Annotated in this window: 12 protein-coding genes and 1 pseudogene; 8 read left to right on the top strand and 5 right to left on the bottom strand. The window is 45.1% G+C overall.

Annotated elements, in window-relative coordinates; all coding sequences use genetic code 11:
• The first annotated feature begins 5 nt into the window (after positions 1–5).
• The 5 genes from NSS82_RS14065 (at position 6) to NSS82_RS14085 (ending at position 5392) form a co-directional block, all read left to right on the top strand.
• The gene (locus NSS82_RS14065) at positions 6–1793 is read left to right on the top strand and encodes a DAK2 domain-containing protein (protein WP_076273877.1); all 1788 of its coding nucleotides are present in this window, start codon (positions 6–8) and stop codon (positions 1791–1793) included.
• 83 nt (positions 1794–1876) lie between these two features.
• Positions 1877–2740 (top strand): DegV family protein, encoded by an 864-nt coding sequence (locus NSS82_RS14070; protein ID WP_036686209.1) that lies wholly within the window; start codon positions 1877–1879, stop codon positions 2738–2740.
• Between the two features lie 9 nt (positions 2741–2749).
• The gene (gene recG / locus NSS82_RS14075) at positions 2750–4801 is read left to right on the top strand and encodes an ATP-dependent DNA helicase RecG (protein ID WP_036686210.1); all 2052 of its coding nucleotides are present in this window, start codon (positions 2750–2752) and stop codon (positions 4799–4801) included.
• A gap of 66 nt (positions 4802–4867) precedes the next feature.
• Positions 4868–5155 (top strand): stage VI sporulation protein F, encoded by a 288-nt coding sequence (locus NSS82_RS14080; protein ID WP_036686212.1) that lies wholly within the window; start codon positions 4868–4870, stop codon positions 5153–5155.
• A 96-nt stretch (positions 5156–5251) separates the two neighbouring features.
• Complete coding sequence (locus tag NSS82_RS14085) at positions 5252–5392, top strand: hypothetical protein (RefSeq protein WP_178944327.1); 141 nt, start codon at positions 5252–5254, stop codon at positions 5390–5392.
• Between the two features lie 362 nt (positions 5393–5754).
• Here the strand turns inward: NSS82_RS14085 and NSS82_RS14090 are convergent, their stop codons facing one another.
• The 4 genes and pseudogenes from NSS82_RS14090 to NSS82_RS14105 form a co-directional block, all read right to left on the bottom strand.
• Positions 5755–5916, bottom strand: coding sequence for a hypothetical protein (locus tag NSS82_RS14090; protein WP_178944326.1), 162 nt, complete (start codon positions 5914–5916; stop codon positions 5755–5757).
• 403 nt (positions 5917–6319) lie between these two features.
• The gene (locus tag NSS82_RS14095; RefSeq protein ID WP_051491444.1) at positions 6320–7180 is read right to left on the bottom strand and encodes a YitT family protein; all 861 of its coding nucleotides are present in this window, start codon (positions 7178–7180) and stop codon (positions 6320–6322) included.
• Between the two features lie 126 nt (positions 7181–7306).
• A pseudogene (locus NSS82_RS14100) lies at positions 7307–7888 on the bottom strand (cation:proton antiporter domain-containing protein); the annotation flags it as partial.
• Positions 7889–8027: 139 nt separating this feature from the next.
• Positions 8028–8390 carry a hypothetical protein gene (locus NSS82_RS14105; protein WP_038570328.1) on the bottom strand — a complete coding sequence of 121 codons (363 nt, stop codon included), beginning with the start codon at positions 8388–8390 and terminating at the stop codon, positions 8028–8030.
• Between the two features lie 184 nt (positions 8391–8574).
• Between NSS82_RS14105 and NSS82_RS14110 the strand changes: the two genes are divergently transcribed.
• Positions 8575–8988: a DUF2500 domain-containing protein gene (locus NSS82_RS14110; protein WP_249267720.1), complete on the top strand. Its 414-nt coding sequence runs from the start codon at positions 8575–8577 to the stop codon at positions 8986–8988.
• Positions 8989–9113: 125 nt separating this feature from the next.
• Positions 9114–11810 (top strand): cation-translocating P-type ATPase, encoded by a 2697-nt coding sequence (locus tag NSS82_RS14115; protein ID WP_076273891.1) that lies wholly within the window; start codon positions 9114–9116, stop codon positions 11808–11810.
• A 90-nt stretch (positions 11811–11900) separates the two neighbouring features.
• Here NSS82_RS14115 and NSS82_RS14120 read toward each other — a convergent pair whose 3' ends face one another.
• Complete coding sequence (locus NSS82_RS14120) at positions 11901–12836, bottom strand: C40 family peptidase (protein ID WP_076101653.1); 936 nt, start codon at positions 12834–12836, stop codon at positions 11901–11903.
• Between the two features lie 324 nt (positions 12837–13160).
• On the opposite strand from NSS82_RS14120, the gene NSS82_RS14125 reads away from it, so the two are divergent.
• Complete coding sequence (locus tag NSS82_RS14125; protein ID WP_076101654.1) at positions 13161–14231, top strand: ABC transporter substrate-binding protein; 1071 nt, start codon at positions 13161–13163, stop codon at positions 14229–14231.
• Positions 14232–14288: the final 57 nt, after the last annotated feature.

Below are 14288 nucleotides of genomic sequence, written 5' to 3' on the forward strand. Positions count from 1 at the left end.
CTCAATTGAGTAAGCGTTCTATAAACGGAACAGATTTTACCGCTATGGTATTGGCTGGAGCGGATAAGCTGCAACAGCATGCAGAACACGTCAATTCCCTAAATGTTTTTCCGGTCCCAGATGGAGATACCGGCACAAACATGAATTTGACGATGACCGCAGGTGCGAATGAATTAAAGAAAAATAACACCACTTCTGTGGGCCAATGTGCAGGTGTACTCTCCAAGGGCTTATTAATGGGAGCTCGTGGGAATTCCGGCGTTATTTTGTCCCAGTTATTCAGAGGGTTTAGCAGGTATGCGGCTCAACATGATGAGCTTAATACACAGCAGTTCGCTGCTGCGCTGCAAACCGGAGTGGACGCTGCGTATAAAGCAGTTGTAAAGCCCGTAGAGGGAACTATTCTTACTGTAGCTAAAGAGGCTGCAAGACATGCTGTTTATTATGCCCGCCGTACTACTGACGTTGTGGAGCTGATGACAGAGGTATTAGCCAAAGCAAAAGAAGCCTTAGCTTATACGCCTGAGCAATTGCCTGTATTGAAGCAAGTCGGTGTTGTAGATTCTGGCGGCCAAGGTTTGGTCTACATTTATGAAGGGTTTCACCAGCATCTGACGAATGGAAGTACTACCGGTCTGTCTGAATCTGTGCAAGGACAAACCTACACACCCGTTGCACCAGCGCCTAAACCCGTATTAACGAAACCTGAAAGTGAACTGTTTTCTGTACAGTCTTCTGCGCAGTCACAGCTATCTACTGAAGATATAGAATTTCTATATGATATGGAGTTTTTCATTAATCGCCAGTTAGGCGTTAACGTGAGAACCAATTTTGATGAGGAAGCTTTTAGGAAAGCGTTGTCAGTTAATGGCGACTCCATTATTGTTATTTCGGATGATGAGACGATTAAAGTGCATGTGCACTCTAAGGCTCCAGGTGAAGTGATGAACTTGGCTCTTCTTTATGGGGAGATCACGCAGATTCACATTCTTAATATGCGAGAGCAGCATCGTGACCTGCTGACTGCGGGCATGGATATTGCACCAATGCCTGATGTATTCGCTGATATGCCGAATGAGAAGAGCGCAGTGCAAATGTCTCCTGCTGAACCACCGGCCGATGATTTGGCGCCTTACGGCTTCATCGCGGTATCATCTGGCGCAGGTATTGCTGACATTTTCAAAAGCCTTGGAGTGGACGTAGTCCTAGCTGGCGGTCAGACAATGAATCCTAGCACTGAGGATTTCGTGAACGCGATTTCTTCCATATCTGCGAAGCATGTTTATATTTTGCCAAATAACTCGAACATTGTTCTTGCCGCTCAACAAGCTAAAGATCTTCTAGAGGGCGAACGTGAGATTACGGTGATTCCAAGTAAAAGTATTCCGCAGGGAATAGCAGCAGCTTTTGCATTCCAAGAGGAAGATGCAGTGGAGACTAATTCTGAGAATATGCTGGAAGCAATCTCTCATGTGAAGTCCGGACAAGTAACGAACGCTGTGCGTGATACAAGCTTTGATGAGCTGGAGATTAAATCGGGCCAATTTATTGGGATTTCTAATTCCAAAATTGTTGCTGCTGCAGATGATCTTTTGGCTGCAAGTCAGGCGCTGTTATCCAATATGCTGGAGAATGGCGACGAAATCGTTACGATCCTTATTGGTGCAGAAACAGAATCCGAGGCTACTGATTCTTTGAGTGAGTGGCTGGAAGAGACTTATCCGAATGTGGAAGTTGAGATTCATGAGGGTGGCCAACCCCTGTATTATTATCTGTTCTCTGTAGAGCCATAGGTAGGAATTAATGGTTCTTTAACAATGGAGTAGAAATTTGTTATTGCGTAGTTGGCAAAATTATAGCTTGGGGGAGAAAATCCATGAATCGTACCATTATCGTCACCGACAGCACTTCAGATATCCCGCCAGCAATGGCGGAAACGTACGGAATTGAGGTAGTACCGTTGACCTTAATGTTCGGCGAAGAGGCTTTTAGGGACAATCTGGATATGACTCCGGAGCAGTTCTATGAGCGTCTTCCCCGTACCTCACAGCTGCCGACTACTTCTCAACCCTCACCGGTTGAATATATGAATGTGTACCGCAGTATTCTGGAGCGTAACCCGGGCTGTTCTATCCTTTCCTTTCATATTTCTTCTGGACTGAGCGGGACTTATCAATCTGCATTGCTGGCTAAATCGATGCTGGAGGAAGAGGGAGAAGGAATCACTGTTGTGGATTCTCTCTCCGCTTCTTATGGTTTTGGATTTATGGTAGTGGAAGCTGCCAGAATGTCTGCTGAAGGCAAAGGACCTGAAGAGATACTTGAGGCTGTAGAAAGCCTACGTCAATCGCGTAAGCTTTACTTCTTAGTAGATACACTTGAATATTTACAAAAAGGCGGGAGAATTGGGAAAGCCTCCGCTATTCTGGGGACACTTCTGAATATTAAGCCGATCCTGTCCATTGATGCAGAAGGAATTATTTATGCGGTGGAGAAAGTTAGAGGCCGTAAGAAGGCTGTCGCCCGTATGATTGAACTGTTCAAGCGGGATCTGCAGGGTGTAAACAAAATCAATGTGGCCGTGGGTCATACGGCTGAACCGGCTTCCGGCGAAGAATTCTTGAATGAGCTTGCGGGACACTTCACCTTGGAAGAAAAAGTGCTGACGAACGTCGGCCCTGTCGTGGGCAGCCATGTCGGTAACGGTACATTAGCTGTGTTCATTTGGCCTGCAAAATGAGGGATAAATATGACACTGGCATTAAATCAAATTGAAGTAAAAAACATAACTGGCGTGAGTGCTCAAAAGCAAAGCGAGCTTCACGCCTTTGGCGTCTTTACAGTAAAGGATTTATTAGAGTATTATCCGTTCCGCTACGAGGATTATCGGCCCCGCTCGCTGAGTGAGACTAAACACGGGGATAAAGTGACCGTTGAGGCAAAAGTAATCGGTATCCCTGTACTGCAGCGTTTTGGCGGCAAGTCACGTCTTAGCTGTAAGATGGTTGCAGAGCCATGGATGTTCACAGCAACCTGGTTTAACCGCCATTATGTAAGAGAGCAACTCACTGTGGGACGGGAAATTGTGCTGACCGGGAAATGGGATCAGAAGCGCAATCAGATTACAGTGACTGATTATGAATTTCCGGATCGTGGTGAAGGGAAGACGGGAACACTGCAGCCAGTCTATTCGGTAGGTGGTAAGATCACTCAGTCCTGGATCAGGAAGGTTATTAATCAGGGACTTCAGCAGTATGGGGATCTGATTCCGGAGATTTTACCGCATTCTATTATGAGGGAATATGACTTCATGCCGCGTAAACGGGCCATTGCCACTATCCATAGGCCTGAGGACACTCGTGAGGGGCAGCAGGGGCGCCGTAGGATGGTATATGAGGAACTATTCCTGTTCCAGTTGAAGATGCAAGCGTTCAGGGTTCTGAACCGCGGGCGGATGGATGGGGTAGTCCACACAGTGGATAACGCGACGGTACGCCAGTTCGTTCGCAGTCTGCCCTTTGAGCTTACAGATGCACAGAAACGTGTAGAGCTGGAGATTTTACATGATCTGCGTTCACCATATTGCATGAATCGTCTGCTGCAAGGAGATGTTGGCTCGGGTAAAACAGTGCTTGCGGCTGTGGCGCTTTTTGCTACGGTAAGATCTGGTTTTCAGGGCGCACTAATGGTGCCCACAGAGATTTTAGCAGAACAGCATATGCGTTCACTTACCAGGATGTTTGAGCCGTTTGGGATTACTGTAGGACTCCTGACGGGCAGTGTGACTGGCCGAAAACGTAAAGAATTATTGGCCTCGTTGCAAATGGGGATGCTTGATATCGTGGTAGGAACACATGCTTTGATTCAGGAGGATGTATTTTTCCGTGATCTGGGTCTTGTGGTAACTGATGAGCAGCATCGTTTTGGTGTGAATCAGCGTGGTGTATTGCGGCGAAAAGGATATAATCCGGATGTACTGACGATGACTGCGACGCCTATTCCACGTACACTTGCGATCTCTGTTTTTGGCGATATGGATGTATCCACTTTATCTGAAAGGCCGAAAGGCCGAGTTCCTATAACTAGTTATTGGGTAAAACATGATCTCATGGATCGTGTGCTGAATCTGATTAAGCGTGAAATTGATCTGGGTCGTCAGGCTTATCTGATCTGTCCGCTCATTGAAGAGTCAGAGAAGCTGGATGTGCAGAATGCTATTGATTTGCATATTCAGATGAGCCAAGCTTTCCCTAGCTATAAAGTTGGGCTTTTGCATGGGAAAATGACTCCCGCTGAAAAAGATGAAGTGATGCGGGCGTTTTATAACAATGAGCTGCAGCTGCTTGTGTCCACTACGGTGGTGGAGGTTGGTGTAGACGTTCCTAATGCTACATTGATGATCATTATGGATGCGGATCGTTTTGGCCTGTCACAGCTGCACCAGCTGCGTGGACGGGTAGGAAGAGGGCAGCATGCCTCTTTTTGTGTGTTGGTAGCTGATCCAAAATCTGAAATCGGACGTGAGCGAATGACTGCCATGACCGATACGGATGACGGATTTGAGATTTCCCGAAGGGATTTGGAGCTGCGTGGACCGGGGGATTTTTTTGGGACAAAGCAGAGTGGATTACCGGAGTTTCGGCTGGCAGATATGACGGCTGACTTTGAAATTCTGGAGCAGGCGCGTGATGATGTCGCAGAGCTGCTTAAGGATGAAGCTTTTTGGACATCACCTGAATATGCATCTCTTCGGCATTATTTACAGAGTGAACAGATCTTCCAAGGAGAATTAATTGACTAACTAGGCACATGTAGCACTGAAGGCTCATATACTGTGAAAGATTGGATATGACGGGAGGTGCTACACTTGGGTTATCAACAATTCGGAATTAGCCCTCAGTTGGTGGATCGCATCAAGCTGAAGATGAAAAACTCGACTGTGAAGGATCGTATCAAAAGTATGATTGAGGGCATCTCGAAACAGGAGCTGCAGGATCCTGCGGTTGTTCGCAGATTGGTACGGAAAGCGTCAGGTGTACTGAACGAGAAATTGACCTCGACACAGGAAGAACAAATTGTAAAGTTTATCATCGCGCAGAAAATCGATCCGAACAACACCTTTCATTTAATCCGCTTGTGGGGAATGTTCCGTTAAGTAGCGGATTAAATGAAAGTAGGGGTTGTCCATGGGTGTTTTTTTCATCGTATGTGACAGTCTGCAAGCAGCGATCCTCCTATTACTGGAGGATCGATGCTTTGCGTTTTTGGCCGTAGTTACGGCATGCTGCAATATGTCTCTAATCCGGATAAACCGATGCCACCGAACATAGTCATTCGTCGTCCGGTAACGCCTAATCATAGTCAACCGCCGTCTGATGTCACTGAATCATAGTTCCGCTTATCCGATACCGCTGAATCACATTCAACCATCTTCGGACGCTACCGAATCATGGTCATCTGTCGTCCGATCCCGGCGAATCACATCCATCCATCGTCGATGCCCCCGAATTACATACCTCCATCGTCCGATACCACCGAATCATGTTCATCCACTGTCCGATACCGCCGAATCACATTTACCCATCGTCCGATCCCACCGAATCATGTACATCCGCTGAAGCTTTCGGACTCCAATGACGTTATTCGCAAATATATCGCCTTTGGAGCAAGGTTTCGGACCCCAGTGCAGCTATTCATAAGAAATAGGCTCGTAGTTGGCGTTTTTTGTGCCAATAGGGGCTATGCGGTCCGATGTCATCCAAAATTCGAGATAATTCCGCATTTAAGGTCCGCTGTGTCCGATACCACCGAATCATAGTCAACCGCCGTCTGATGCCACCGAATCATAGCTCTCCGCTTATCCGATACCACTGAATCACTTTCATCCATCGTCCGATACCACCGACTCATGTTCATCCACTGTCCGATACCGCCGAAATATGATCATCCGCTGAGGTATTCGGACTCCAATGACGTTATTCGCAAATATATCGCCTTTGGAGCAAGGTTGCGGACCCCAGTGCAGCTATTCATAAGAAATAGGCTCGTAGTTGGCGTTTTTTGTGCCAATAGGGGCTATGCGGTCCGATGTCATGCAAAATTCGGGATAATTCCGCATTTAAGGTCCGCTGTGTCCGATAGCTGCCTCATGCGCGTAAACGTCTTCGAATAATGCGAAATTTGAGTTCTCGCAAGAAGTTTGGGGTCTCGAACAAGAAGTTTGAGGCCTCGCTCAGAAAAATTGCTTGCGATCAAAGACTAAATTCAAAAAGAAGGGAGCGCTCCAGCCATTTTCATGGCTTAAGGGCGCTCCCTTTTTTTATTCGTGTAAGCGTGTTTGTCTATGATCTTTAGTGGCTGATCTGAACACGATTTGGCTCTCTGAATCACACTGTAGAACGATTGCCCGAAGATGATCTTCTTCCATTCTGTTTGTCAGACAAAACAACGTGCTAACCTCTCCATCTTGCCCTGAACCTTCGGCAATCGCAGCTTCTCGGTTTAGAGAGGTTGCGATTGCTTGCTGAATGTCCAAACATCGGCTGCTGGTAATCCAAGCAGTGCGGGAGTGGGATAATCCCCGTAGTGAGATACGAACACCTTCGAAAGCCAGCAGGTAGGCAATAATAGAATACATTGCTTGCTCCCAACCGAACAATGTACCTGCAAAAAGCAGAATTGCACAGTTCAGGATCATAATGACGACTTCCGTTGATTTTGGAGGTCCGCCGCTCAGCAGAGAATACCCCTGGTCACTGGCTTGTTTATTTACACCGCCGAATCTCACAGATATTCCAATACCTACTCCAAGACAGATGCCTCCTGCCATTGCGGCAGGTAAAGGATCGCTAATCACAGCAGGAAAACGATGCAGTGCAAGAGACGCGATGGTTAGGCAGGTTAATCCCAAAACAGTGTAAAGAGCAAAGCGGAGATTTACTTGTTTTCGCGACATAAATATAAAGGGCAGATTGAATAGAAATAGAAACAATCCAAGCTGCATTTCAGTAGTATGAGCGAATAATGCGGATAAGCCTGTAATCCCGCCGACAACAAGGCCATGTGGCATTAAAAATAATTCCAATCCTACAGCAGCAAGCAATGCGCCGGCAATGACGGTAAGAACTCGGAAGGTAGAGCTTCTTTGTAGCTGTTGACGTTGATTTATTTTGTTCTGCATAGTTTTTCCTCCTTCAACAGGGGAAACGACCTTACTCATTTTCAGTGGCTATGGCAGATTTTTTGGATATTCGTGCATCATGTCGTTTCTCAAAGTTGAATACTTTATCCATTATTTATAAATCTATTTAGATTCCTTCGTCAGACAATGTCCAAGGAGAACAAGGATCAGCACGTAAATGGCTGCGAATGGCTGCAAATGGTTGCAAGTGGCTGCGAATGGCTACAAATAGTGAAGAATAGCCAGCACTCCGCAATGCTTTACCCAAATTGGCCATAATTATTGAAAATTCATCCCGCGCGGCTATGGGCATCCAATGTTGGATGAAGCATGAAGGCTGTGACCAACGCTACGTCCGGCCAGCAAGCCTGCAATAAAGTTGCCATTTAGCGTAACGATAACTGCTGCAAGGGAGTACCAGAGCGCCTCACTGCCTAAGGTGAGTGGATCTATGTCAGTCCGAAGCTGAAGCAGAAGATGACACTGAAGAAATCACGAAACAGGATCACCAGATTTATCAATCCGTTTCACATGTTCGGTTTCAGCGAGGACAAGTCCACTAGTAGTGCGCCAATAACTTCTGTCTGCTAGATGAATGGTCTCGGAGAATCCAGCAATCAGGAATAGTGCTGCGAATATTACTAATGCAAAAAGCTCACCGGAAGAGATATTCAGGACACGTTTCAGCCAAAATACTTGCTTTCTTCCGGTGGAGGATGAGCAATGCGAGCATGTATACCAACCGGTAAATCCGCTTCTCTATAATTCATGAATCATAAGATTATTTATCAATCGAAGTTCTAAAATCCCTTCAGCAGACATTCAATTAGGGCAGAGGTGAACTTCGCTAGGGGAGTGATATTAGAAAATGAGAAGTGAATTTTAACAGGTACAGCCGAAGTCGAAGCAGGAATTTATAAATCACTGGACGGAACAGTAAAGAAAGTACAGGGAGTATTGCAGCTACCGCAATAGACTTCGTTCCCCACTGTTCAGCTATTTTGATGGCTCCTACCTGAGGGGTTATTTGAGGTGCAATCCTTACGGGAGGTGTAAACTTTCGCTCGTAGCGTTCATTTTCGGATGTCGTTGATTCTTGCTCCGTAGTGAATGATCCTCCAGACCAGGCAGGTGGAAAAGAAAATATCATCCCCAGAATTAGGACTATACGAAGAAACCAAAGTAATGACAAACGCGCTATATATTGCACCGAAATAACACCTCCCAACTGCATGTAGTATAAAAAGCATACCATACCTTTTCCTTTGAATCCAAATTGTTTTGTGAAAAAAATTCATATATAGATGATGAAAACATGAAACCGAACGGGAAAAATGACGTATTTCGCAGCATAGATAACTTTTATTATCTTGTTTCAGTCAGGAGGGATAAATTTGAGCGAATGGCAGGATTTTAACGGTTTTGATGAGCGCAGCTTTTTCGGAAGTTTCATTCATGAGATGCCACTGTTTTTTAAATTATTTGCTTTGCTTTTTCTTGGCCTTTTTGTTTTTATAATTGTTAAATCAGTGAGAATCTGGATATCCAATAACGCAAGTCCTTTGATAAAAGCAAACTGCACAGCGGTCACCAAACGAACCGAGGTATGGGGGGGATCCGGTGAATCGAGAGCAAATACTAGCTATTTTGTTACGTTTGAGTTTGCCGATGGCTCTCGATTGGAGTTGCAGGTAAGAGATCAGGATTTTGGTCTGATTGTGGAAGGGGATCGAGGCGAACTCCTGTATCAAGGGACCAGGTTTAAAAGCTTCAATCGCGATTTGAAGAAAGAACATCTAAATTTCTAAAAAAGTACATACCATTCAAGAATCACCATGCCTATTTTGGGTAAAACTCATATGAGAGGTTTTACCAGATCTCAATTCTGGAAGGAGGCTATGGTTTGAATTCAAATAATCCACAATCGCAAGGGCTGGTACCCTTCCATACACTGATCGAGGAAGAAGTGCTGAATAGGCTGGAAACTCGGAAAGAGGGTTTATCTTCCGATGAAGCGTCCAAACTTGTGGAGCGATATGGGAAGAACGTACTTCAAGAAGCGAAGACCAAATCGCTATTAGGAAAGTTTATCGAACAATTTAAAAATGTAATGATCTTTATTTTGCTAGTAGCAGCTGTATTGTCAGGAGTCTTGGGGGAATGGACGGATACGATCATTATTTTGCTTGTAGTCATTTTGAACGCGGTGCTTGGAGTTATTCAGGAAAATAAGGCTGAGCAAGCACTCGATGCGCTAAAAAGTATGTCCTCTCCACACGCCAGAGTAAGACGTTCCGGCCAGGTTACTGAGATAAAAAGTGAAGACCTTGTGCCCGGGGATATCGTATTGCTGGAAGCTGGAAATGTAGTTCCGGCGGATATAAGACTTTTGGAAGCCGCTTCGTTGAAGACGGAGGAAGCCGCGCTTACCGGAGAATCATTGCCCTCTGAAAAGCGGGCCGGTGTGCTTGAGGGTAGCGACATTGTAATCGGCGACCGCACCAATATGGCTTATATGAGCAGCAGTGTAACTTATGGCCGCGCAATTGGTGTAGTTACAGCTACAGGAATGCAGACGGAGGTCGGTAGAATTGCCGGTTATATCTCGGAAGAAGATACAGATGTAACACCGCTGCAAAAAAAGCTGGATGAGCTAGGTAAATATTTTACCTTTATTATTCTTGGCGTCTGCGTGATTATCTTTGCCGTTGGGATCTTCGAAGGAAGAGAGCTGCTGGATATGCTACTTACCTCGATCTCACTCGCGGTAGCGGCTATCCCGGAAGGGCTGCCAGCAATTGTTACGATCATTCTCGCGCTTGGTGTGCAGCGAATGGCGGGACGAAAAGCGATTATTCGCAAGCTTCCCGCCGTGGAGACACTTGGAAGTACAGAGATTATATGCTCCGATAAGACAGGTACTTTAACATTAAATAAAATGACTGTCGAAAAAGTGCATGTCAACGGAAAGACCACTGATTCCAGTGCAGGGCTTGAAGGGATTCCTGGTGGCGAGTTATTGCTTCAAGCTATGACGCTTTGTAATGACTCCAGTATTGACGAAGGAAAGACTCCTAGTGAACCTGAAGCAAAAGCTGGAGCTAAGGACCCACAAACCAAGAGTGGAAAAGCAATCATCGGCGATCCGACGGAGACTGCGTTAGTCGATTATGCGCTTAGTATAGGCACTGACAAAAGGGAGCTGGAAAAGAAATACCCACGTATAAATGAGCTGCCTTTTGACTCCGATCGCAAGCTGATGACAACGGTTCATGAGGTCGAAGCTGGACGTTATCGTGTGCTGACAAAGGGTGCACCAGATGTACTTTTGTCCAAATGCAGCCATATCTATGTGGATGGAGAAATTGTAACTCTACAAGACGAACATAAGCGGAATATCATGGAAAGTAATAAATTACTTGCGAATGATGCACTTCGAGTCTTGGCATTTGCTTTCCGAGATGAGGAGCAGCTGCCGACCGATCTCTCACCAGATACCACGGAGAAAGAGTTAGTATTTATTGGTTTGGTCGGTATGATTGACCCGCCGCGTGAGGAAGTACGGGATGCGGTAGCTATCTGCCGTAAAGCGGGAATTAGACCTGTAATGATTACAGGCGATCATCGTGATACAGCAGCGGCTATTGCCAAAAGATTAGGGATTATTGAAGATGAATCAGGTGTATTAACGGGTAGTGAGCTGGATAAATTCAGCGAAGAGGAATTTGCGGAGAAGGTTACCGATTATTCGGTTTATGCACGCGTCTCTCCTGAACACAAGGTTCGTATCGTTAAGGCTTGGCGACAAAAAGGAAAAATTGTGGCGATGACCGGAGATGGTGTAAATGATGCTCCTGCACTTAAATCATCCGATATCGGCGTGGGCATGGGAATAACCGGAACGGATGTTGCCAAGGGTGTATCAGATATGGTGCTTGCCGACGATAACTTTACGACTATAGTTGTTGCCGTAGAAGAAGGACGGAAGGTTTACAGCAATATCCGCAAGGCTATCCAGTTCCTTCTCTCCGCTAATCTTGGGGAAGTGCTGACATTATTTATTGCCACTATGATTGGCTGGCGTATTCTAGAGCCGATCCATATTCTGTGGATTAATCTCGTTACGGATACCTTACCTGCACTTGCCCTCGGACTTGAGAAAGCCGGCGAGGATGTAATGGCGAAGAAGCCGCGTAAAGCAAGCAGTAGCATCTTTGCGGGCGGCGTGGGGATCGGGATTATATATCAAGGGATTATAGAAGCGGCGCTTACGTTGATCGTGTATCAATGGGCGCATACGCATTACAATGAAGGTATTGCGGTTACAATGGCCTTTGGTACATTAGGATTACTGCAAATCGCTCATGCTTTTAACGTCAGATCCAATAAAAAATCGCTATTCCAGATCGGTTGGTTCAGCAATCGCTATATGTTATGGGCTTCGCTGATCTCTATACTAATGCTTGTGCTTGTGATCATCATCCCGGGCTTAAACGACTGGTTTGGTGTTTCACATTTAAGTGGATTACAGTGGGGAATAGTATGTGCAGCGGCCGTAGCGATTATTGTTATAGTTGAACTTGTAAAGCTGTTTGTCCGGATGAGCGGAAGGGGCAAGAGCTGGGATTAAGAAACTGGATAAAAGTTATAGTCAAAAAGCCTGAACCCCTTCAATAGGGATTCAGGCTTTTTGAATGATTTCTTTTAAAGTATGGGAAGCTTATAAAACACGTTGCATATGGAGGATTACATTACTCCAATAACCTGAGTCGAGGTCACTGATCTGAACTCCGGGTTCACCCCAGGTGTGGATAAACTTTCCGTCTCCAATGTAAATACCGACATGACCAGGTATAGCATCACTTTCAAATCGACCGGGAACGGTAAAGAAGATAAGATCTCCTACATCCAGTTCGTCTCGACTTACACGGGTACCTAAATTGTCCTGATCTTTAGCTAAACGAGGTAAGCTGACTCCGAATTTTTTGAATACATGCCTTGTAAAAGAAGAGCAATCAAATTTTTTGGTTTCTTCATAAGATCCAGCGCCAAAGTCGTAGGGAACACCCAAGAAATTTTTGGCAAAAGAGATTAACTCCTTTTTATCCGCTTCAGAAATACTTTGAATGCGTAAAGATTTAGATTCACTCGTGGATTCGACCGTCGATAATTTTTCGATAGTCTTACGTTCGGACGGTGTAGCAATGTTTATCTCACCCGACTGGGGATTCCAGCCTACTTCTGTTTGCAAAAATTTGGACAAGGCTAAAGGGGTGATATAGATTTGCCCTTCTTGCCGTCTAGGGGCTTGTGGCAGTGTGATTTTTTCCCCAAGTGAGAATACCTGTGGAGAGCCAGGGCGCAGCATATACATAACATCGCTATAACCGATTTTAGTGTATCCATCACTAGAACCATCATCCTTCATCCGATATCCGAGCGAAGTAACCGCAGGCTTGAGTGGAATCCAGTACTTTCCCTGAGCGTCAGTAATTGCAGATTGTTCATAATAACTGGAGGCATTTTTACCAGCAGGAGTTAGCGCGTTAACCTTAGGTTTTTGCGATTGAGAAGAATAACCGCAGGATGAACTCGTTAAAGCGACAGCAAGCAATACAGTAGCGGTGGTTAGTAGTCTTTTGTGATTATTAGCCATTTAACACGCTCCATCTTCAAACTGTAAATTAAGTTTGTGCAGGGCGATTTTTTTTATGTAAAAGAAACGAAGGCAATCGCTGTAAGAGACAACCAAGCATTACCTCTTTTGATGTCATATATTCTTCAGAATTTGAAATCTATGGAAATATGATAAGTGATTGACGGATAAACAACCTCCATATAATATAGGTTTAATAGATTTCTATCATTAATGTGAGGTACGTGTAAGCTTATGCTTTAATGCTTTTATCGATAAAAGTGATAATGCTGAGTCGCTCACCTTGATGTATGCGTTAATAAACTAATGAAATGGGGTACTTTGATGAAAAAGAGAAACATTTTGGCGGGATTAAGCTTATGCTTCATGCTCGTAGCAGCTGGTTGTGGCAACAATAACACCGCTGAAAACTCAGGAAATGCAGCGAATTCCGGTAATTCCCCTACGAATGCAGGAGCAGCAGATTCAAAAACGTACAAAATTGCGATCTCACAATATGTGGAACACCCCTCACTCGATGCTACACGCGAAGGAATTCTCGCTGCTTTGAAGGATGCGGGAATCGTTGAAGGCGAGAACCTGAAGGTTGACCTTGAAAATGCTCAGGCTGACCAAGCGAATAACTTGTCCATTGCTCAAAAGATTGCCGCTGACTCAAATGATTTGGTATTGGCAATTGCAACGCCTTCCGCTCAATCAATTGTTCAAGCACTCAGCAAAGCAAGTAAGGATACACCGATTTTGTTCGCAGCAGTAACTGACCCACTCGACGCAAAGATTGTCACGGATCTGGAGCATCCAGGTGGAAATGTATCAGGTGTATCGGACACCAATCCCGAAGCGATTAACAGATTAATGCAATTTATAGCTACCCAATTTCCTAACGTGAAAAAGCTGGGCATCGTTATTAATGAAGGTGAACCCAATGCAGTAATTATGGCTGAGATTGCTAAAAAAGAATTGGATAAGCATGGAATCGAGCTAGTGAAGGCTGCCATCACGAATACCTCTGAAGTCAAACAAGCTGCGGAATCACTTGTGGGTCGTGTAGATGCATTCTACATTACTTTGGATAACACAGTCGTAAGTGCAGTGGATACCATTATTCAAACGGCTAATGACAAGAAAATCCCGTTCTTCTCCAGTGACCGTGATACGGTTGAAAAGGGCGCTTTTGCCACCGTTGGTTTTAAATATTTCGATCATGGTTATCAAGTGGGTCAAATGGCCGTGGATATCTTGAAAAATGGTAAAAAGCCAGCTGATATGAAAGTAACCATGCAAGAAAAACTTGATCTCATTCTTAACCTGAAATCTGCAGCAGCACAAGGCATAGAAGTGACTGATGCAATGAAGGCAGAAGTTGCCGATCAAGCTAACAATATTATTCAATAAGCCATTATATAGGGGCGATTTCGTGAGAACGCCCCTTTCCGCTCGAAGGAGGAAGTC

It is taken from the genome of Paenibacillus sp. FSL H7-0735, assembly GCF_038008505.1.
In the GTDB taxonomy this organism is placed as follows: Bacteria; Bacillota; Bacilli; order Paenibacillales; family Paenibacillaceae; genus Paenibacillus_AQ; species Paenibacillus_AQ odorifer.

Coding starts and splice junctions, on each gene's coding strand:
- NSS82_RS14085 (WP_178944327.1), top strand. CDS start 5,252: ATGCTTTGCGTTTTTGGCCGTAGTTACGGCATGCTGCAATATGTCTCT.
- NSS82_RS14125 (WP_076101654.1), top strand. CDS start 13,161: ATGAAAAAGAGAAACATTTTGGCGGGATTAAGCTTATGCTTCATGCTC.
- NSS82_RS14090 (WP_178944326.1), bottom strand. CDS start 5,916: ATGAACATGAGTCGGTGGTATCGGACGATGGATGAAAGTGATTCAGTG.
- recG (WP_036686210.1), top strand. CDS start 2,750: ATGACACTGGCATTAAATCAAATTGAAGTAAAAAACATAACTGGCGTG.
- NSS82_RS14070 (WP_036686209.1), top strand. CDS start 1,877: ATGAATCGTACCATTATCGTCACCGACAGCACTTCAGATATCCCGCCA.
- NSS82_RS14095 (WP_051491444.1), bottom strand. CDS start 7,180: ATGCAGAACAAAATAAATCAACGTCAACAGCTACAAAGAAGCTCTACC.
- NSS82_RS14120 (WP_076101653.1), bottom strand. CDS start 12,836: ATGGCTAATAATCACAAAAGACTACTAACCACCGCTACTGTATTGCTT.